Here is an 18,990-nt window from a genome sequence, read left to right as displayed (position 1 = left end):
GATAATGATTGAAGAGAGATTCGATGCGATCGTGGTCGGAGCCGGTATGGCCGGCAATGCGGCGGCATTGACCATGGCCAAACGCGGCATGAAGGTGCTGCAGCTCGAGCGCGGCGAATATCCCGGATCGAAGAATGTGCAGGGCGCCATCCTCTATGCCGACATGATGGAAAAGCTGGTCCCCGAGTTTCGAGAGGAGGCGCCGCTCGAACGTCACCTGATTGAGCAGCGGTTCTGGATGATGGACGATCGCTCCCATGTTGGCATGCATTACCGTTCAGACGACTTCAACGAGGAACGGCCGAACCGGTACACGATTATACGCGCCCAGTTTGACAAATGGTTCTCTTCCAAGGTGCGGGAGGCTGGCGCGACCTTGCTGTGCGAGACGACCGTCACCGAGCTCGTACGGGACGAGCGTGAAAGGATCGTCGGTGTTCGTACAGACCGTCGAGACGGCGAAATACATGCCGATGTCGTCGTGCTGGCCGAGGGGGTCAATGGCCTGCTCGGGACGCGCGCGGGCCTACGCGCGCGGCCGAGACCCGACAACGTTGCGCTCGCGGTGAAAGAGATGCACTTCTTGCCCCGCGAGACTATCGAGGCGCGCTTCAATCTCAGGGGCGATGAAGGCGTCGTGATCGAGGCGGTCGGTACCATTTCCCGCGGCATGACCGGAATGGGTTTCATCTATGCCAACAAAGAGTGCATTTCGCTCGGCATCGGTTGTCTCGTCGCCGACTTCCAGCGCACGAGCCAGACGCCCTACGGCCTGCTCGATCAATTCAAGAGTCATCCTTCCGTGGCGCCCCTGATAGCAGGGTCCGAAGTCAAGGAGTATTCGGCCCATCTCATTCCTGAAGGCGGGTACAAGTCGATCCCGCAGCTTTATGGGGAAGGCTGGGTCGTAGTGGGCGATGCGGCCCAACTCAACAATGCCATTCATCGCGAGGGTTCCAATCTCGCGATGACTTCCGGCCGCATCGCCGCCGAAGCGATAGGTCTCGTGAAATCGCGCGGCGAGCCGATGAGTGCAGCAAATCTGTCGATCTACAAGAAGATGCTAGACGATTCCTTCGTCATCAAAGATCTAAAGAAGTACAAGGATTTGCCGCCCCTAATGCATACCCAGTCACAAAACTTCTTTCTCACCTATCCGCAGCTCATCTCCAAGGCGATGCAAAACTTCGTGCGCGTCGATGGTACGCCCAAGGCTGAGAAGGAGAAGGCGACCCTGAAATCCTTTGTCAAGGCGCGGTCATGGGCAGGTCTGTTCGGTGATGCTTGTCGTTTTGCCCGGGCCTGGCGCTGACCGCGACAGTTGTGAAGCCCAACAATGGAAGGTCAAAGCATGAATGTCGAATCCCCAGTCCGCGTCGAAGACAAGCTGTATTATAATCGCTATCTTGTCGACATCGGTCACCCTCACGTCAAGGTCCGTGCGCACACGACGCCATCGCCGCAGCTCCTTGCACTTTTGAAAGCCTGCCCCGCGCGATGCTACGAGCTAAACGACAACGGCCAGGTCGAGATAACAGTTGACGGCTGCATCGAGTGCGGTACCTGCCGCGTGATCGCCGAGCCCACCGGCGACATCGAATGGAGCCATCCGCGCGGCGGATATGGAGTGCAGTTCAAGTTTGGCTGATAGTGGAACAGGGCCGTAATGCGGCCGAGTTAGGCGATAGGGCTTCACCGCATCATTGGCGCATTCCGCGTCACTTGCGCGGCGCCTGGACTTCGAGCAAGACACTCTTCGGGGGGACGCTGCACAAGCCATAGCGTGCAGATGTGCCGCTCGTTCGGGAGCCGCGAAGGACTGGTTGTGACCTCACTGAGTGGCGCCACAACGCGGTCGATCGGATCGTAGAGGAAGGATCAGCCCCTCGCCTGAGAGGGGTCGGGCCCAGCGGCCTCGATTGCGATTGCCACTGACTGCATGATCGCGGCAAAGCGCACGGCGGTCTGGATCGCTTCGGAATTGACGCCCGCGGCTCTCAGTGTCTTCTCATGGGCATCGATGCAGGCACGCAGCCGTTTATGGCGGAGACCGCAAGCGACCACAGCTCGAAATCGGACTTCTCCACGCCGGGATTGCCGATCACGTTCATACGCAGCCGTGGCGGCATCGTTTTGTATTCCGGGTTGGAGACAAGGTGAGCGAAGCGGTAGTAAACGTTGTTCATTGCCATGAGGCTGGCTGCGGCTTTCGCTGCGGCAATCGCCACAGATGTCATCACAGCGGACGCAGCCGATTCCATCGCGGCAATCAGGGCTGCATTGCGAGTGGCAATCGCGCTCGCCAGCAGCAGCCCGTATTTTCGTTGTGGCGAAAGCGTCTCATCGGCCACCAAGGAGGTCAAGTTAAGCCTGACGTCCTTCGCGAAATCGGGAATCTGGTCGCTTAGTTGTTCGATCGACGACATGCTGCCTCAAGCAACCTTCAAGGTTTCGCCGCCGATTTCGCGGTTGCAGGGACAGAGCTCGTCGGTTTGCAGCGCGTCCAGAACGCGGAGCGTGTCCTTAGGACTGCGCCCGACACTGAGATTGGTCGCATAGACGTGCTGGATCGTATTTTGGGGGTCAACAATAAAGGTGTAACGATAGGCAACCCCTTCTGGTGAACGCACGCCAAGACCGTCGACGAGCGTTCCCTTTGTGTCGGCAAACTGCCAGATTGGAAGTTTGTGCAGGTCGAGATGTGAGCGCCGCCAAGCGAGCTTGCAGAACTCATTGTCAGTCGAACCACCCAGTACAACCGCATCGCGATCGGCGAATTCCTTGGAAAGCCGGGCAAACTCAGCGATCTCTGTCGGGCAGACGAAGGTAAAATCCTTCGGATAGAAGAAGATGATCTTCCATTTTCCTGGAAAGCTCGCTTCGGTCAGCGTCTCGAATGCACTCTGTCCTCCTTCTTCCTGCGCTTGAAAACCGGGCTTCACGCCTGTGATTTCGAACCGCGGCAACTGACTTCCAATTCCGAGCATGCTGTCCTCACAAATTCGCTTTCTGTAGAAGGTGGCTTCGCTGTTGAAGCAAGCTATGTGCCATCCGTTCTCAGGAGTGGAGTCCAGCGGCTTTGATACAGACATGCCCGGGCGCTTGGAGCGTCGATCTGAGAAAAATCTGTAGCCAAGCGCTTCCTTGCCAAGGTTCATGAAAGCAGTCTTGCTTTGCGCGACCGCCTGAGATGTTCGCGCTGCAAGCGTCTGGTCAAGGCCGTTCTGCGTCCCCTCGAGCAAACCGCCTCATCTCGCCATCAATGTGATGAATGACTGTCGGCCTGCCGAGATCTAATGGAAATACGGAACCTGACGAAGCGCGAGGTTCGTAGCATCTGGCGCAAACAAGAGCGGCTGTATCGCCGGCGACAACAGATTGCGCCAGTAAGGCCAGATGCTCGCGGCTGCCAAACAAGGTGCGAGTAATCAGAGGCTACGGCGCTTCGCGCATTGAGGCGCTTCAAGCGGCGCGAGATCACCAGGCTCGGTGGTTTGCCGGATTCTAAAAGGTTTGAAAGCCAACCAGGCTCGCCTTTGGCGGCGATTTGGGGCTTGAACTCTACGTAGCGTCAGGTTGTACAGTCTGGATGATACATGCGGCGATCACTCTGAAGCTCCATGATCAGAAGGAGAGACCTCAATGTCTCAAGATCTTAGGTGCGTTAGCCGCCTATAAAGATGAATTCATGAAGATGGCCAGCGCCAACAGCAGGAACTATGTGTGTGGAGCATTGGAAACACTCCAGAAGTTCCTGGCTGGAAATGCCATTCTGGCCCCAGCTTTTGTGAATACGCGAGAGCAACCGATGCATCCCCAGGACGAGCGGATGATCCGCCAGTTCATGGAAAACGTCAAAGACTACAGAATTACTCCCGATGGTATCAGAGGCCGCGGGACTGGAAAGGTCCCGGCTGCTACGATCAAGTCCAATGTGCAGGCGCTCAACACGTTTGCTCGTTGGCTCCGAGAATAAAGGACCATTGGCTCTTCGGGCGTTCAATGAACCAAGGTCGCTCGCCGCCGACATCGACGAGTACGTTGAAGCTGGCGGCGATGATCGCGACCGCCTCAGCGCGGCACTGTCTCATCTGCGCAGGATCGGGGCTGACGGGCTCCAAGCTGTCGGCGCCGGGGCCCGACTGATGGGACGCGAAACATTGTCGGCTCATCCGGAGGACATCTCCACGATCGATGACTTTTTGACCGACGCTCTGTCCAAGCTTGGATCTGACGCGACCAAGAAGGAGAAAGCCGCCGTTTCGACGATGGTTTCCCGGCTATGCTCTTTTAGTGATTGGCTTCAAAGGGAGGGCAGGCCGTGCATCATGAACCGAATCGGCGGCAACACTGCGCAGCAATCGTCATTGACCGCAGATTATACGGCGTTCAGTAAAGCCACAAAGCGGACGGCTCCACTCGATCCGTTTAGAAAATACCTAGGTCTCGAGCCCCAACAAGGATTTCGCCCTTACGACGACGACGCCCGCCTCATCGAGGGCCTCGCCAACGAAGAGCTGAGCAAGCTTGACCCGAGTTCCCAGCACAGGAGAAAAACCATTCAAGGTACGGCCTCGGCGCAACGCAAGTTCAGTGGCTGGCTCCGCACAGAGGGTAGGGAGAGCATCGCGAGCCGAATCAACGGCAACAATAAGCAGCAACGCTCGCTGGATGCAGACTACCGGGCTTACCGCGAAGCCAAAGGGAAATCCGGCGTGACTCTCAAGAAGCTCAGGCAGTATGTGCAAGTCCTCGAGGCAAACAGAGCGCTGGGTGTACCCGCTCCTCAGCAAAGAGCAGGCTCGGACTCAACCTCCATCCCGACCTGGATGCGAGATTTGCCGACGCCGCCGTCCGAAAGTGAGTGGCCGCCGATAGTAGGCGCGTTTGGTCAGGCCGGCTTGCAGGAGGCGGCTGGGTCGAGCTCGACTTGGTCCCCACAACTGCCGACCTATTTCGACTTTCCAACGCCGAAGGGTGAGCCAGCTCGGTCCTCAGACATCTATCGGGGGCTCGGTTCTTTGGTTGACCTGCCGTCCACACCGCAGGAGGTGCGTGACGATGCCCAGTCAGGGCCGGTGCAGAGCCATGCCGGCAGACCTCCGTTCTTCATCGGGCCATCAGGCGTACCTCAAGAGCTGGAGGATATCGGATGTCTCGTCGGCGAGGATTGGCAGCATGGCTCACAGCCGGTGCCGGATTTCCTGCTCGATGTACTTGACAATAAAATGCTGTTGCCAAGTTCGCGAATGGCTCCCCAGCCGGTCTCCATCAACGGGGCGACCTACTCCATCACGTTGGGTCCGCGAGGACGCCGCGACGCTCAGCTGATCCATCATGCTGGCCCATCCTCGGCTCCTAAGGCCAGGGTCGGCGGTTCGGCTGCGAGTGCCTCTGCCGGCGACCGCAGCGGGCGGGTGCTCGGAGCCAGGGACTGGCTGGGCGACGAGCATATCCAGCGGGACTACGAACTCCTGGCGCAGGAGTTATGGGCGAGCAATCCAAATCTTGCCGCCCGGACCCGGTTTGTAGATCCTCTCATGGCCTTTCGGGTGGGCCAGGGTACCAACGCCGACGCGCTATCCGCATTCCATCAGATTGTCGATGATCCCAATGGTAACGACACAGCCGACTTTCTGTTCTTGCCGGTGAATGACGCCAGCACCATGGGTCCCGATGACGGCGGGTCCCATTGGTCTTGCTGCTGGTGGACCGCCGCGATCGCAACAATCCAGTCGCCTACCACTACGACTCCGCCCGGGGACGCAATGACAGACCCGCAGCAATGCTCGCAGCGCAGGTGGGAGCCGAAGACAACCTGCAAAACGCCCAATACGCCAGCAGAGGAACGGCTACGATTGTGTGTCTTTGTGCTCGACGGTACGCGGGCGCTGGCCAGGCGGTTAGCGGGCAGACGTCAGCCAGACCTGAACCTAAGCAATCTCGTCGTCGACCGGCAGGCACTGCAGAACCGACTGAGGGGTTGATATCGGCGGAAAGGGCAGCAGGTTGAACTCTCGCCATAGAAGGTCCGCAATCGGCACGTTCGCAAGGCATCGTGGTGGCGCAGAGCGTGGGAGCGGACGCAAGAGCTAAGGCTGTTTTCGGAGGCGGAAGAGCCTGATGGGCGATTTCGGAGACGACGTGGTCGACTGTCTCCTGTCGTCATCAAGCGATCCGGTATCATCGTCCCCAAATAACCGCAGCTGGGTCTGAAGGCCCCGCTGCGCGCCCGTCTCGTTGAGATCTCGCGCCACCACCCTGTTGATGTGTTTCTCGTATCGGGGCATAGCTGCCGAACGCTCTCATGCGGATCGTGGCAGGCGGTGCAAGTACCGCTCGGCAGCCGCGAGCGGAACGGCGCGCGCGATCTCCGCAAAAACGTTCGCTCCATTGCTGAGCCGTAGCGCATCAAACGAGCGGCGCGTGATGCGCGCCAAAAGCGGCACGCCAGAACGGCAAGTTTCAAGAGCCAGAACCAAGGTGACCTCCGCCTCGTCGAACGGCAGAAAGGCATTGATGCGTGCCGGAAATACATTGAGGATAGAGCTTGCACGTGGGGGCTCGCACGCAATGCTGACATCGCCGGCTGCGATGCGCAGCCGCAGCTGCGCGCCCGGTCTAAGCGGCACTCCAGGTATCAGAAGGCGCGCCCCGTTAAGGCGGAGCATGATCAGCCCATAGCGTCCATCATAGCCGCCGACCAAGGTATCAAGACAGACTGCCGCTTCGCCGCGCCCGGCAAGCGCCGGATCGGTCTGAACGACGTTGAGCGGCCCGGCCGCTGTCACGACGCCATCTTTCATCATGACAAGATGATCGGCAAAACGCTCGATATCAGCGTAATCTTGGGTGATGTAGATCATCGGCAATGGGAGCGTTTCCCGTATGCGCTCGAGAAATGGCAGGATCTCGCATTTGGCGGCGCGGTCGAGCACAATGAGTGGATCGTCCAGCAAAAGTAGCTGAGGCTGGCCCAACAGCGCGCTGCCAAGAGCAAGTCGCTGTCGCTCGGCCGCCGAAAGATGTGATGGCGAACGCTCGAGCAGCGGCGACAAGGCGAGCAATTCGACCACTCCATCAAAATCGATTAGTGTTGGTGTCGATGTTGACGCCTTGTATAGGAGGGTGCGCCGTACAGACCAATGAGAAAGAGGAATTGGTGGTCGGAATACATATGCGACGGGACGCAGATGAGGCGGTCGAAACTTTGTCTCATCCTGCCAAACCTCTCCATCGACCGCACAAAATCCAGTCGGCACATGCTGCACGCCGGCGATGCAGCGCGCGAGTGTGGTCTTGCCGCACCCGGGCGGACCAAAAATTGCTGTGACGCCTTTGGCCGGCAGGATGAATTGCGCATCTAACGGAATGTTCGCGAGAGAGCCGTTGAACGCAACCTCAATATAGCCCGTTCTTGCTTCTCTCATGAACCTGCGCCTGTGCTGTATCTTCCCATCCAAGTCACGAGCACAGCTGCAATAGAGATGATCGCCGTGCCTTAGATAATCCGGCCGGTGCCGCTCCAGCACGGCGTCTCTGCTCGCCTGAGGGCATAAGCTGCGGCGGTGGACTGCAGATCTGTGTTAAGATCAGAGGCTTCTTGAGCATCTCCGCGCCGCGACGATCGTGACAGTCGGACGCTGCCCAGTGCGCTTGCCAATGAGAGGCAAAGCGCCTCTCCCTTAGCGCGAGGTTTTCAGCCTGCTTCGCCGGCCCGGAGGCTTTTGCTGAATGTCCAAATTGCGCGGCTTGAGAGGTTTGGCGGTAAAGATGCCGGCTCAGGCCAGAGCTGAATACTAGCTCGGGGCCCGAAATCCGCATCAAGGATCCCACGGCTTTGCTAGCCGATTTGAAGTTTGCGCCGGGAGCTACGGTCATGGCTTCTGCATTCTCGGGTGCGACCAGCATCAAAGCCAGATCGATCAGGATGAATCGGATAAATCTCATTGAAACTCCGGCTCCCCGCGCCCTTTCTTTGGCGGCGACTGGTTGATCCCTACCCAGCAATCCGCGTGCCGTTTCAAGGAATATCTGCGCGTCTTGCGGCAAGGGAGGTTTTGTATCGGTCTCCACCCGACATCCTAAGTCGTCACATCTTATTGTAGGACTGTGGACGCTCGCGTCACCATGCGCACATGTAGGAGCTACCACATGGAAGCTGAGGATGATCCATCGCCTTTTGGATTGGGGATGGTGCTTTGGCGAACATGCGGCCGTAAAACTCGTCAAAGAGGGACAAGTGCATGCCATCCGATCTGGCGCACGTTCCGATCTGTGCGGAGGAGAAGGTCGGCGGCCGGGCGCTTGAAAAAAGGGCTGATGTGAGATGATATGCGGTGCCCGCGAGCTACGGCAGAACGTCTCCTAGCAGCACGGGTCGCCGACGTATTTCAGGGCGCGCGGGCCTTCGTTGCCTCGCGAGTCGACGCAGGATTGAGCTGCCCAAGACGGATGACTTGACCGGCGCCTAAGGAACTCTGGCGTCGGCGACGAACGGGTTGGGGCTCGAGGTCCGCAATTTGAGCCTGCTGAATGCTCCAGCTTGGATCGCCTACGCTATCGTGAAGGCCTATTTGTCTAAGGAGGGCTTTGGCGTTGCACTGGTGCGCGTGGGCAGTATCGGGTACTCGATCTTCGGCAGCTGCCCGGTGAGCGAATTCAGAAAGGCGACAATCTTGTCAGTTTCTTCATCGCTGAGCTTTGCTCCAAGCTGAACCTCACTCATGACGCCGACCGCTTGCTTAAGACTCCAAACCTGACCAGAATGAAAGTAGGGCGGACGCAATGCGACGTTGCGCAATGGCGCCGAGCGGAAAACATACTCGTCGCCGAGATCCTTAGTGACGGCAAAACGACCCTTGTCCTCCTTTGGAAGCAGGCTTTCGGCTGGCCTTTTAATGACGCCGAAGCGAAAATAATCCTGTCCACCGACGTTAATTCCGTTGTGGCAAGAGGAACATCCCTTTTCGATGAATAGCTTTAGCCCGGTTTTCTGCTGATCGCTGAGAGCATATTCATCGCCCTCGAGGTACTGATCGAAGGGGGCGGCGGGAGTAATCAAGGTTGCCTCGAAAGCCTCGATGGCCTTGGCGAAATTGTCAAACGTAACGGGCGCCACTTCGTTTGGAAAAGCCTTACTGAACATAACGACATAATCGGTCATTGAATTCAATGTTTTGAGCACGTGATCGGGCGTCGCATTCATTTCGACGCTGGCCTGGACAGGGCCTGCGGCTTGCGCCTTAAGATCCGCCGCTCGACCATCCCAGAACTGCGCCACGTTGAAGACCGCGTTATAGACTGTTGGCGCACGACGTGACCCCAGCTGCCAACGATGACCAATCGACCTCGGGCCGGCATCTACCCCGCCCGTCCCAAGGTTATGACACGTATTGCAGCTAATAACGCCGCTCGCCGATAGCCTCGAATCGAAAAACAAGGATTTGCCAAGTGTGATCTTTTCATGGGTGATAGGATTGTCCTTCACCGCTGGAGCGACTGAGGGAATTGGCTTGAAAATCCGCTTGGCGACGCGCATCAAATCCTCATTGGCGCCTGCTGCGGGTGAAACCAGAATGGCTGAGGCCACAACACTTAACCTACCGGCCCTGGAAAGCTCGCGTACCGCTATTTTCCTCATGTGATGTCTCGCTTTTCTCCTAGATCGTGGAATCGCAAACATAGCGCTCGGTCCGCGTCCGCCCGCAGAACGACGTGCAGCAGTCAACGAATGGTGTCTTCCGTATGCTGGGCTAGGCTGCACCCAGGCCGACGCTCCGCCGGTGCTATAGCAACCGGCGTGCCAGGGGGCTCAAGGTCGAAGCCTACTGAGCTGGTTTCAAGCAATTGCGCGCTGTGAATTGCAGCAAGCGGCTTGAGGCTGTCGAATCGACGGTACGTGACCGGTGCGACGAATCATCATCCAGCCACAGGAATCCTGGCCTGTCGGTCCAAGCCTCCGTGCTTCTCGGAAACTCACCCGTACGGCACTCTTTGACTCTGCAGGTCAGCTGGCTGGGACCGCGAACAACGCGAGCTGCGCCGGCGCAGCTTGTCGCTGCTCGGCTCGATGCGTGCGCTTTGAGCTTCAACCCCCACCCCGCGGGGCAGTCGGTCAGGCGTGCAGTTGTCAGGAGTTTCGTCCTACTGCCACCAAATGTGGGTATGCCCGTCTCAGCACGTATTCACACGTGCCGGACGCTCAAAGTCCTTGAATCGACCGTGGCGTCAGGTTGTAGGCATTGCGAAGTAGAACGCCACCGGGGAGACAGCATCGCCACACATGCGCTAAACGGCCAATCTTTGCCGTACCTCCGTCTTCGCAATGAGCGTGTTGCGCGTGGCGGGACGATGATTCGGAGGCCTTAATCATTGCGGCTGCCCCGCAACAGGCGCGATCATGGCTGCCGACGCGCCGTATCCGGCAAACAGATGACGCTCGCGGGGCAAAGAATAATAGTGAAGGATATGCGACTTAAGACAGGTTTGGTGAATCAAGAGCGACGAATGAGCTGGATTTGCAATGCGCATTGCTGTGCATCCGCCCTCGCTGCGATCGTGATCGCGATCGCAGCCACGTGGTGCACAGAACAAGCTCGTGCGCGAGATCGTGGGGCCGAGCAAGTCTTAATGTCATGCAGACTAGACGTGATGCGCTTCTGTGACCGCTTTAGAGGGCCTAGCGATGTGGAGGTAGCCATCTTTTGCCTTAGGGACAATTTCAAGAATTTACGCGGCGAATGCCGCCGCATCATGCCAATTGCGGCGGAGAGAAAAGAAGGACCAAGACGGCGTCTCAATAGGCTTCCGGTCGTCCTCCATCGAGAGTGAGGCGTCCGAGTGGCAGTTGCAGTTGCAGAAATTGAGCGACAGTGAGGTGTTTAGACCTGCGGGCCAGAGTTTGGCCGAAAGTCGATCGGGCTGAAGCATCAGCCTGCCGCGCCGCAGTTCATCTATCCGGGGGCTGAGCTCCGTGAATCGATTGGCCCCGATCAGCGATCGATGTGCGCCCACGCGCGCTACGAGATTGCAATGCGCTCTGAACTTCAATTTCGTACTGAAGCAGTTGCGCTCTTCAGCGCTGCAGCGATCCGCCGACTTTGGGCCCGCCGTGAGATTGCCATCGGCTTGGTCGTAGCTGGTCGGAAGGACAATCTGTGTAACTGCGGTGGTTACGGCAGGACATCTGCAGGAATTCGTGCTGCCCATCAATCTATGGCGTTGTGGTCGGCAACGAAGTATTTTCCGGCAGGCTATAACTGGCAAAAGATTGCCGGAACGTTAGCGTTGGAGGTTGTTCCGTCGTGGTCTTCTTCAGGTTTCTCAGCTGGAGAATAGCCCGGTTTCGACTGCCGGGCTAAAGACACAGATAGAGCCAGGAAACCTCTTTTGTTATCCGCCCATCGACTTCCCGAAGGAACTGCTTGATGCCATTGCGGCGTTGTCGATGGGCGCTTCAGGGGAATCAGTTTGCCCGATCGTGATGCTCTTGGCCGAATACCGTTTCGGGCTCAAGGTCAAAGGAAACGCCGTCGCCAAGAGCCGTTCAAAGGCAGAAAGTTGTTCAACCAGACGATTCTCGACGGCCTTGCGCTCCGCGCCATGTAGGTCCGTTTTAAGGAGTCGACGGCATCGCCAGATTTCGCTCCGCAGGGATCTGATCTCACTTAATGCATCATCAATTGAAGTCATCACAGATGCTTCGTCCCTGGAGTATCAAGCATAGCGCTGGTCATCGAGCGGCCATTCCTTCGCTCCGCCTTCCTGCCGAATAATTGCATCCGAAGACTCGCGACTTTCCCGCCCGTTCGTTCGGTGAGCAAAGATACGCAGTCCACTGAAGGGTCGTAAATCGAAATTCATGCGTTCGAGACCCTTGAGAGCGCCATCGAAGACGACCCATAGACCGGACGCATAGATGGCAGGCAGATCGGAATCTCAAGTAGCCCTTGTGCAACGTAGGCTGTCGATATCCGTGCCCCGAGATCGATAGACCTTTCGCAGCATCACACTCGAATCCAGATCGCGAAACATGCTGTAGTTCCGTCGGATCCATTGATGCAGCTCGGTGGACCAGTCATTCTCGTTGCGTAGATATCCAGTGAAGGAAAAGCCAAGCCGGTCTATATATCTCTTGAGGAACAGCGGAAGCGCGGGAATTCGAAGCACCCGCTCGCCATCCATCGCTTCAGGTAATTCGCCACGAAGCACGAATTCATTGTGGACGGTGACCAGCGACGCCGCCGGAATTCGCCGCCGCAGCATTTCATAACCGCGAAAGGAGATGCGGTCAGCGCCTGCGATGAAGAGAATGGTGGGGGCGACATAGCAGCGCGCCGTCTCCTTCATGAAGCCGATCTCTTCGCACATCCTGAAGAATTCGTCGAAGGCGTGAAAGCCGAGATCGATTACCTTGGCGACCCGGTCGTGGATGATAAGAGGGTCCATCAGCTGCATCTTGCCATAAGTGTCGATCACATCCGCGGTCTCCGTGATGTTAGGGAGGTAGTCGAGCAACGACGGCTCTTTCAAGTTGACATCAAACGACAGTGCTGTGCCGTTTTTCAGCAGCAAGAACTCGCTCATGGCCCGAGCGATGAGAGTTTTACCGACCTGCGGGCTAGGAGAGCAAATGATGTAGATGGGGGTCGCTAACATAGCCAGCAGATCAATTTCGTTTCGTACGTGGGCCCGACCTGAGCTCGCCGAAATGCGACTACTTCTCGCCGGCCCGGGTGGCGGACTTGGCGCCGGCCAATTCCGTCAAGTTGATGCGATCAAATTCGCTCCAGACATTTGCCAGCCAATGCCGGACATAACCGCGCAGCACGAAGGAGTTGTTCGCGGGTTCATCGTTCCGCCCCTTGTTCGCGACGAAGTCTACGAATGGGACGGATGCAACTTCCACCTGCTCATAAGCCATCTCGTTGAGCTTCGGTATGACCAACTCAGTCGCATGTTTGATGCGGTGAAAATAGGAATTATAGGTCGCTTGATCCCACTGGAAGAATTGAGTGTCGTTGATGAAGTTCTTGACTAGGTAGTACTTTGCGCCGTTCATGAAGGTCGCGGTCTCCGCGATTTCGTCTAACGAAGCGATGGATGATCCCAGGATATGGAATACGGCGAATGTTATCTGGCCAGACCGCGCCGAGTCCAGAAATCCGATGTCGCGCAAGGAAGCCAGCGCAGAGGACAGTAAGCCCGCACGAGCATCAATGACAGTGACGGACAGCCCTGAGTTCAGGGTATCGAAGATCTTCATCTGGTCCGCTGTCGCCGTCATGTCAACGATCTCGGTGATCTCGGGATAAAAGCGCTTCAGCGTTCCCCGCGGCGACTCCGTGTCGAATGCGCGTGTTTGCACGTTGTTGACGCTGAAGTAGTCCAGTAGCGTTCGTGATACGGTAGTTTTGCCGACCCCTCCCTTGTCCGCACCTACCACAATTACAACTGGCTTCACCATGGAAATCTCCTGAGACACTCGCTATTGCCGCGCGCAAACTGCGCAACCGACGCGTCTCTGCTTTGGATGCGAACATGGCAGAAAGAAGGGGCAATGAACCTTCGGATGAGAGAGATCTGCAACCGATGAACATTTCAACATCAAGCGAGTGACGGCCTTGGATTGCAATGACGATGCAAGCCGATAATGGGGAGTAAATCACTCGTGGTGGTGATCTACGTGAGGTTTGTAAGCGGCTGGAATGCGTGCCGCCAAGAACCAATGGCCTGCCTGTGGTGATCGCTGCGTTGCCGTAAGTTATCTATCGACGCCGCTATCTAGATTGGCATAAAGCGACCGAATCTTACGTAGCGTTAGATTGCGAGCTCGGGGAAGAAAAGGTGGTGCTACGCGGTACGACTATGGCTTGGTAAATCATCAAAGGTCCGCTGGAACAGATCGTCGTCTTTTCGGCAGACAATGACCCTGAACGAGCGAGCTCTCAGATGCTAAAGAGATCGAGATATGCGAGCGCTGAAACGGGCTGCTGACGCAAATAGCAAGCACACATCTGTTCGCGTCGAGCCGAGATTATCGTCTCATGGAGAACGAGATCGAAGGCTGAGCGGGCACGCCCGACGGCGCAACATCGGTAGCGAAGCGAGATCGAGAACGCTGCGTCAAAAGAAGGCCGGCGTCGAGCGAATAGGACCGGCGATCCTCCCCTCGGGCACTGCGGGAAGCTGCGCGGAATGAACGATGGCCTGGCGCGTGTGCGTTCTCGCTGGGCCGCTTCCTGGGTGCGTCGGACGGTGTACGTTACCGTTTTGAAGCGCCCACTCTGATCACCCTTTCAGTTTACTCGGGCAAGCCCGCCTGAAAGGGAATGCGAGGTGCGCGTCCACTTCTCGTTTCTTCTGGTCGGTCGCGCTTTATATAGTTGGTCTGCATATTCGGCCTCGGCGTAAAGCTACACCGCGCTTGCCTTCATATGGGGCAACCACCGGAGTCTGCCAGACATTCCCTAGGGTTTGCGCTGGAGGGGCATCGATGCCGCTGGCGCCACGGTACAGCCCTGCCGGCTTAACGCAGCTCGAGCACAGGCCGAAGGCGGTCGAAAGTAGCGATCCTCTGGCGCTGCGAAGAGCTCCGATCCGGCCATCGCTGATAGCCTGGAAATGAAGAATTGGGACAAGCCATTTGGTAAGGGGTTATTTCCACGCCTGAGCTATTGCCCAATGGCAGGACGACAGCGCCTCAACTTACTGTTCGCCGGGGCTATTTTCTATCTTGCATTTGGTTGCCCTGAAGATTTCAACCCGGACTACTTATTTGGCAACGCGATTGAGCAAAAACCGTGCTCGAGCGGCCGCATGGTAACTGTCCACGAGCGAATATCTCCACGAGCTAAAGGCGGGTGGCTAGGCGCACGCTGTGCGGAGCAGCCAGGCGCTTGCTAAGCGCCTGGCTGCTAGAAATTCAATTCGGTGGCGCCATCGGAGCGGCATTTATCTGCCGGACGCGCCTGGCGGAAGTATGGTCGCCGATGGCATGGTGGTCGGCTGCGTTGCGTCCTTTGGAGAGCGGCCAACGATAATTGTGAGCAGACCATCGCCCCACAGCCGCCGCGCTGCTCTCTTGGCGTCTGCCAACGTCACCCCATCGACCACGGCGTTGTGCTTGTCGAAATAGTCGATGGGCAGCTTGTCAAGCTGCTGCTGCTGCAGCGTCCGCGCAAGCTTTGATGATGTGTTGAGAGCCAGCATTTGCGAGCCCTTCAGGTAGGACTTTGCATCATCGAGTTCCTGCTGAGTCGGTCCCTCCTCGGCGATGTGGCGGACCTGCTTCTCGATTTCTTCGACCGTTTCGTCGGCACGATCGGCGCAGGTGCCGCTATTGCCGAGAAACATGGCTGAATGATCCAGCCAGACCAGGTTCTCACGAACGGAGTAGGCTAGTCCGCGCTTCTCGCGGACTTCGCGGAACAAACGCGACGTCAGGCCGGCGCCGCCGAGGATGTGGTTGACCACATAGGTGGCCATGAAATCGGTCTCGGTGCGACGGACGGCTGGACCGCCAAAAGTTACAACTGTCTGCGGAACGTCGAGCGGAATAAAGACCCGCTGCGGCGGCTTTGCTGCGATGACGTCGGAAACCGGCGTCGCTTCCGCTTTGGTCGGCAGGCTGCCAAAGGTTTTGTCGAGCAGCTTGCAGAGGACCTCTGGATCGACGTCGCCGACCACCGCGAGTTTGAGCGTGTCTTTTGCGAGCACGCGTCGGACATAGCCCTTGAGATCCGCGACTTCGATCTTCGGCACGCTTTCCAGCGAGCCCCCGACTGGGCGAGCATAAGGATGATTGCTAAAGGCGACTTCGAGGAACTTGCGATGGGCCAGAGACGAAGGATCGGTCGAGTCGTGCCGAAGGCGCGCAAGCGCAGTGGCACGGATCCGTTCGACATCGGCCGCGTCGAAACGGGGCGAGGTTAGCGCCATCCGTAAAAGGTCGAAGGCGTCGTCTGCGTTGTCCTCGAGCGTGCGCAAGGAACCGCGGAAGTGATCATGGGTCGAGTGAAAATGCAGATCAATGGCGCGATGCTCGAGCCGCTCATGAAAGGTCTTGAAGTCAAGCTCGGCGGAACCTTCCTTGAGCAGGCCAGCAACCATGTGGCTTACGCCAGGTTTTTGTTCGGGGTCCTGAGTCGCGCCGCCGGTGAAGGCAAATTCCATCGCGATCAACGGGACAGTGGAATCCTGCACGAACCAGGCTTCTATACCGCAAGACGAAACCAGGCGCCTGATCCTGGTCCGGGCATGCGTCCTCGTGGCGGCAAGCGAATTGGGCGAAGCGAGCGTGGCGATTGTGAGCGAGCCTCCCCCAAGGAGGACCTCACGTCGTGTGCAAGGATGGATCATTAGAGCTTCTCCCCGTGTTTTAGGGTGGATTCTTTGATGAGATAGCCGGTCACCGCTCGTTTCTTGTCGAACCATTTCCGCGCGGCCTCCTGCACCTGCTGGGCACCGACCGCGCGGATGCCATCCGGCCAGCCCCGAATATCGTCGATGGATAGTCCCGTTGTGAGGCCGCGGCCATACCAGCGTGCGAGCATCTCCTGATTGTCCTGGGCGTAGGTTACCCGCGCGATCAGCCGCGTCTTGACCCTCTCGAGATCTGCGTTGCTCGCGGGATTACCCGCAATGTCGGCTATTACCTCGTCGATGGAGCGCTCGATCTGGCTGAGCTTGACGCCGGGTTTTGGTACGGCAGAAGCCGCGAATAGCGAGGGATCGAGCGCGGCCGAGTGGTAACTCGCTCCGGCAGTGACCGCGAGCTGCTTTTCGACCACCAGCGAGCGATAGAGGTATGAGTTGACGCCGCCGCCCATCAACTGCTCGAGCACGTCAAGCACTGGACCCTCGCCGGCGGCCGCGGTGCGAGCCGATGGTACAAGATAATAGCGGTGCAGGGCTGGCTGCTCGACGCGGGCATCGGCCAACGTCACTGTGCGCGGCGCGGCCGGCGTCGGCTCCTGCGGCCGCAGGCGTTCCAGGGGAATTGATGCTTGCGTGGGGATGGCGCCAAATGTCTCCGTCACCATCGGGCGGATTTCCTTAGGGGCGACGTCGCCAGCGACGATCAGGATCGCGTTGTTCGGTGCATAAATGCGCTTGTAGAAAGTAAGCGCATCCTCTCGGGTAAGCTTTTCGATTTCGTGGCGCCACCCGATAATGGGGCGTCCATAGGGGTGGTTGAGGTAAAGCGCCGCCATCATCTGCTCGGCGAGACGTTCACGCGGATTGTTGGCGACGCTCATATTGAATTCCTCCAGCACGACGTCGCGCTCGGAAAGCACGTCCTCATCTTTGAGGATGAGACCGGTCATGCGGTCGGCTTCAAATTCCATCATCTTGCCGAGGTGCTCGCGCGGCACGTGCTGGAAGTAGCTGGTGTAGTCGAGCCCGGTGAAGGCGTTCTGATTGCCGCCGGCGCGCAGGACGGCCTTGGAGAATTCATTCGCTGGATGTTTGGAGGTGCCCTTGAACATCAGGTGTTCGAGGAAATGCGCAAGCCCCGATTTGCCAGGCGGCTCGTCGGCGGAACCGACCTTATACCAGATCATCTGAGTCACAACGGGTGTGCGATGATCCGGGATCACGACCACCTGGAGGCCGTTCTGAAGCGTGAAGCTAGCTGGTCGATCCGATCTGACCGTGTCGGCAAAGACGCTCTCCCCTTCAGGAAGATATAAGTCAGTGCTATCATCCATTCTGTGCTCGACCGCCAGCGCGGTAGGCGTCGTCGTGCCAGAGGCATTAGTGGCGGTACCTCCTGCCTTGGCGGTGACCGAAATCAGATTCTTCATGGTATCGCCTTTCATTCCATGCTGATCAACGTTCATGGCAGACAAATCCGACAAAGCGCGGAGCCGCTCGTTTTGCCAAACAGCAGAGCAAAGACCGGACCAGTCGCTGGAGTGGCGTACTCACGGCCGCGCGCACGCCAAGTGGATACAAAGCAGAACTGGCACCTACCATCCTGGCAAAAGGTGAACCGTCGACATGTCGTGAACACGACATTTACGCACGACGCGTCAAGAAAACCTGGCGTCAACTGGCAGAATGGAAAACTTGCAGAAGAGATCGATTGAGCGGCGGTATGACGTCGGACCAACTTTCCGCAGGCTCGCGGTTACAGATCTCGCTCTACACGATGAGTGGCTTGGCAATATTTCTCATGGTCGCGAGGCGGGAGTCGGCGAGAAGCTCCCTGGAGTACACTGCGCCGAAGTAGTCGAGGACGAAGGTGCCAGAATAGCGTAGAGTATCGGCCGCGCGGATTAGGTTATCAAGAATTGTGCCGACTTGGCCGATGCGATCGCGATAGCGCGAGCAGATAACATTAACGGCGTTCATCGAGTGGACCGCCTCGTCGGCAATTACCTCCCGCAGCCAATGATGGAACGTGTTGTTCCCAAGGGCGTCATAAAACGGTTTTTCTGCTGCATAGGCGCGGCAAGTGCACATTTCATCAAATGCGATCATAACCATCACGGAAAATTCGTCCTTCAGGTGTTCAACGATCGGCCCAAAATCATGAGATCGAGCCTCCAATCTCTCCCGAAGAGTCTTTTCGGATCCATTAGCGACAAGTTCAATGATCCGGATGAATCCGTCGGTGTGGCGCTCTTCGTCAATCGCCCAGGCGTTAAAGAATGCAGCAGCTTCATCGGAAGCGATAAGATCTCGCGCCACTAATTCTTGTTTCAAGTACCGGGCGTCATATTCGGTGTACAGATCGGGCCACAATTTTTCCCAACGTGCGCGGACAGCCGACGGCTCGGCGGCGAACATCGCTGGCGTAAGAGTATCAAGTAATTCTTTTGGACTCCAGTTCCGTCGAAACGGCGTGATCATCGGAGTGCCCCTAAACGCGTAGGATGCGAGCGTGCCGGCCCACAATTGTTGTCATCCGTACGCTCGTGTCATCCGTACGCTCGCAGAGCATATGCTGCAAACAAGAGGCCGTCGTCTCCTTGTTTTGGT

General features: G+C 57.6%; 14 protein-coding genes and 1 pseudogene. 5 read left to right on the top strand and 10 right to left on the bottom strand.

Features of this window, described 5'->3' with window-relative positions; translation table 11 throughout:
- The first annotated feature begins 4 nt into the window (after positions 1–4).
- Both E4K65_RS13335 and E4K65_RS13330 read left to right on the top strand, forming a co-directional pair.
- Complete coding sequence (locus E4K65_RS13335; RefSeq protein ID WP_126261668.1) at positions 5–1,312, top strand: FAD-dependent oxidoreductase; 1,308 nt, start codon at positions 5–7, stop codon at positions 1,310–1,312.
- Between the two features lie 39 nt (positions 1,313–1,351).
- Positions 1,352–1,648: a ferredoxin family protein gene (locus E4K65_RS13330; RefSeq protein WP_092218293.1), complete on the top strand. Its 297-nt coding sequence runs from the start codon at positions 1,352–1,354 to the stop codon at positions 1,646–1,648.
- A 230-nt stretch (positions 1,649–1,878) separates the two neighbouring features.
- On the opposite strand, the pseudogene ahpD reads toward E4K65_RS13330, so the two are convergent.
- Positions 1,879–2,426: pseudogene (ahpD, locus tag E4K65_RS13325) on the bottom strand (alkylhydroperoxidase, AhpD family).
- Between the two features lie 6 nt (positions 2,427–2,432).
- Positions 2,433–2,987 carry a peroxiredoxin gene (locus tag E4K65_RS13320; protein WP_126261684.1) on the bottom strand — a complete coding sequence of 185 codons (555 nt, stop codon included), beginning with the start codon at positions 2,985–2,987 and terminating at the stop codon, positions 2,433–2,435.
- A gap of 701 nt (positions 2,988–3,688) precedes the next feature.
- Here E4K65_RS13320 and E4K65_RS48705 point away from each other — a divergent pair.
- Both E4K65_RS48705 and E4K65_RS13315 read left to right on the top strand, forming a co-directional pair.
- Positions 3,689–3,976, top strand: coding sequence for a hypothetical protein (locus E4K65_RS48705; protein ID WP_235885622.1), 288 nt, complete (start codon positions 3,689–3,691; stop codon positions 3,974–3,976).
- A 7-nt stretch (positions 3,977–3,983) separates the two neighbouring features.
- Entirely contained in the window at positions 3,984–5,987 is a 2,004-nt protein-coding gene (locus tag E4K65_RS13315) for a hypothetical protein (RefSeq protein WP_235885621.1), read from the top strand.
- Between the two features lie 318 nt (positions 5,988–6,305).
- Here the strand turns inward: E4K65_RS13315 and modC are convergent, their stop codons facing one another.
- Positions 6,306–7,430 (bottom strand): molybdenum ABC transporter ATP-binding protein, encoded by a 1,125-nt coding sequence (gene modC, locus E4K65_RS13310; protein WP_135174525.1) that lies wholly within the window; start codon positions 7,428–7,430, stop codon positions 6,306–6,308.
- 1,142 nt (positions 7,431–8,572) lie between these two features.
- On the bottom strand, positions 8,573–9,643 hold the full coding sequence (locus tag E4K65_RS13305; protein ID WP_135174524.1) for a cytochrome-c peroxidase: 1,071 nt from the start codon (positions 9,641–9,643) through the stop codon (positions 8,573–8,575).
- 1,391 nt (positions 9,644–11,034) lie between these two features.
- Between E4K65_RS13305 and E4K65_RS13295 the strand changes: the two genes are divergently transcribed.
- Positions 11,035–11,340 carry a hypothetical protein gene (locus tag E4K65_RS13295; protein WP_135174523.1) on the top strand — a complete coding sequence of 102 codons (306 nt, stop codon included), beginning with the start codon at positions 11,035–11,037 and terminating at the stop codon, positions 11,338–11,340.
- A gap of 54 nt (positions 11,341–11,394) precedes the next feature.
- Here E4K65_RS13295 and E4K65_RS13290 read toward each other — a convergent pair whose 3' ends face one another.
- From E4K65_RS13290 to E4K65_RS13260, 6 genes are all read right to left on the bottom strand, one after another.
- On the bottom strand, positions 11,395–11,694 hold the full coding sequence (locus tag E4K65_RS13290; protein ID WP_235885620.1) for a hypothetical protein: 300 nt from the start codon (positions 11,692–11,694) through the stop codon (positions 11,395–11,397).
- 246 nt (positions 11,695–11,940) lie between these two features.
- Entirely contained in the window at positions 11,941–12,660 is a 720-nt protein-coding gene (locus tag E4K65_RS13285) for a hypothetical protein (protein WP_135174521.1), read from the bottom strand.
- Positions 12,661–12,718: 58 nt separating this feature from the next.
- Positions 12,719–13,468: a P-loop NTPase family protein gene (locus E4K65_RS13280; protein ID WP_135174520.1), complete on the bottom strand. Its 750-nt coding sequence runs from the start codon at positions 13,466–13,468 to the stop codon at positions 12,719–12,721.
- Between the two features lie 1,487 nt (positions 13,469–14,955).
- On the bottom strand, positions 14,956–16,362 hold the full coding sequence (locus E4K65_RS47185) for a M16 family metallopeptidase (RefSeq protein WP_167770771.1): 1,407 nt from the start codon (positions 16,360–16,362) through the stop codon (positions 14,956–14,958).
- Positions 16,362–17,714: a M16 family metallopeptidase gene (locus tag E4K65_RS13265; protein WP_135174585.1), complete on the bottom strand. Its 1,353-nt coding sequence runs from the start codon at positions 17,712–17,714 to the stop codon at positions 16,362–16,364. The genes E4K65_RS47185 and E4K65_RS13265 overlap by 1 nt, the downstream gene beginning before the upstream one ends.
- A gap of 436 nt (positions 17,715–18,150) precedes the next feature.
- Positions 18,151–18,861: a hypothetical protein gene (locus tag E4K65_RS13260; protein ID WP_235885619.1), complete on the bottom strand. Its 711-nt coding sequence runs from the start codon at positions 18,859–18,861 to the stop codon at positions 18,151–18,153.
- Between the last annotated feature and the right edge of the window lie 129 nt (positions 18,862–18,990).

The sequence above is a fragment of the Bradyrhizobium niftali genome, assembly GCF_004571025.1.
Lineage (GTDB): Bacteria > Pseudomonadota > Alphaproteobacteria > Rhizobiales > Xanthobacteraceae > Bradyrhizobium > Bradyrhizobium niftali.
Note: the sequence above shows the minus strand (reverse complement) of the source record. Positions and strands in the feature narration are given on the sequence as shown.